This is a genomic window from Synechococcus sp. R3-13 (assembly GCF_047462195.1).
Taxonomy (GTDB): Bacteria; Cyanobacteriota; Cyanobacteriia; order Thermostichales; family Thermostichaceae; genus Thermostichus.
In genome coordinates, this window is record NZ_JANSIO010000324.1 from 1 (window position 1) to 1,685 (window position 1,685).

General features: G+C 60.4%; 2 pseudogenes. Both read left to right on the forward strand.

The annotated features are described in order from the left end of the window. Positions 1-595 (forward strand): annotated as a pseudogene (locus NW856_RS10090) (cobalamin-dependent protein); the annotation flags it as partial. 134 nt (positions 596-729) lie between these two features. Continuing rightward, positions 730-1,653: pseudogene (locus NW856_RS10095) on the forward strand (vitamin B12 dependent-methionine synthase activation domain-containing protein); the annotation flags it as partial. Positions 1,654-1,685: the final 32 nt, after the last annotated feature.

Genomic DNA, 1,685 nt, shown 5'->3' on the forward strand with positions numbered 1-1,685 from the left:
CCCCTGGAGATCATCAACACCTTTTTGCTGGACGGCATGAAGGAGGTGGGGGAGCTGTTCGGTGCCGGCAAGATGCAACTGCCCTTTGTGCTGCAGTCGGCAGAAACCATGAAAGCGGCGGTGAAATACCTGGAGCCCTTCATGGAAAAGGTGGGAGGGGAAGTGTGCAAAGGCACTCTTTTGATTGCCACCGTCAAGGGGGATGTCCACGACATCGGCAAAAACTTGGTGGACATCATCCTCACCAACAACGGCTACAAAGTCATCAACCTGGGCATCAAGCAGCCGGTGGAGAACATCATCGAAGCCTATGAAAAGTACAAGGCCGACTGCATTGCCATGAGCGGCCTGCTGGTGAAATCCACGGCCTTTATGAAAGAGAATTTGGAGGTGTTTAACGAGCGGGGCATCACCGTGCCGGTCATCCTAGGAGGGGCGGCCCTTACCCGCCGCTTTGTGGAAGAAGACTGCCGCCAGACCTACAAAGGCCAGGTGATCTATGGCCGCGACGCCTTCGTCGATCTCCACTTTATGGATCGGCTGATGCAGGCCAAGGCTGCTGGCCGCTGGGATGACCGGCTGGGTTTTCTGGACGACCTAGAGCAGGGATCCCCCTCTGCCAATGGCCAGAAAGAGGCTTCTTGGGTTCCAGAGGAAACGGATCCCAGCCTGCCCCCTGCGGAGACCACCGTGGGAGCTGCTCCCGCCCTCACCCTCTCCGAGTCCCAAGACACCCGCCGCTCTGAAGCCGTTGCCCTGGAGACCGAGCGACCCATCCCGCCTTTCTGGGGATCCAAACTTCTCACCTCAGATCAGATCCCTTGGCCAGAGGTCTTCTTCTACATCGACAAGCAGGCCCTGGTAGCCGGCCAGTGGCAGATTCGCAAGCCCCGCGACCAGTCGGCGGAGGAGTTTGCCGAGTTTATCGCCACCCAGGTGGAGCCGGTGATCGAGCGCTGGAAAGAGCGGATCCTGGCTGAGGATCTGCTGCACCCCCAAGTGGTCTACGGCTATTTCCCGGCGCAGGCGGAAGGAAACACTCTAATCCTGTTCGACCCGGCCAGCTTCCCGGAGCTGTTTGCCCTGGAGCCAGGCTCCACCACCTATTTCCAACTGCCCACGGTAGAGCGCCCGCAACTCTCTCCAGGGGTGCGGGAATTGGCCCGCTTCACCTTCCCCCGCCAAAAGAGCGGCCACCGCTACTGTATCGCTGACTTCTTTGCCGATCGCTCCACTGGCCTAGTAGATGTCTTCCCCATGCAGGCGGTTACGGTGGGCCCAGAGGCCACCGCCTATGCCCAGCGCCTGTTTGCCGAAGGCCAGTACACCGACTACCTGTATTTCCACGGCCTGGCTGTGACCCTGGCGGAAGCCCTGGCGGAATGGTGCCATGCCCGCATCCGGCGGGAGCTGGGGTTCGGCCACGAAGATAGCCCCGACATCCGCAAGATCCTGCACCAGGGCTATCGGGGATCCCGCTACAGCTTCGGCTATCCCGCCTGCCCCAACATCGCCGACCAACGGGTTCTGCTGCAGGTGCTCCAGGCCGAGCGCATTGGCCTCACCATGGACGAAAGCGATCAATTGGATCCGGAACAGTCCACCACCGCCATCGTTGCTTACCATCCGGCAGCCCGCTACTTCAACACTTAGGCTTAGCTTGTCGGGGTGTGGGGGTAGCTAAG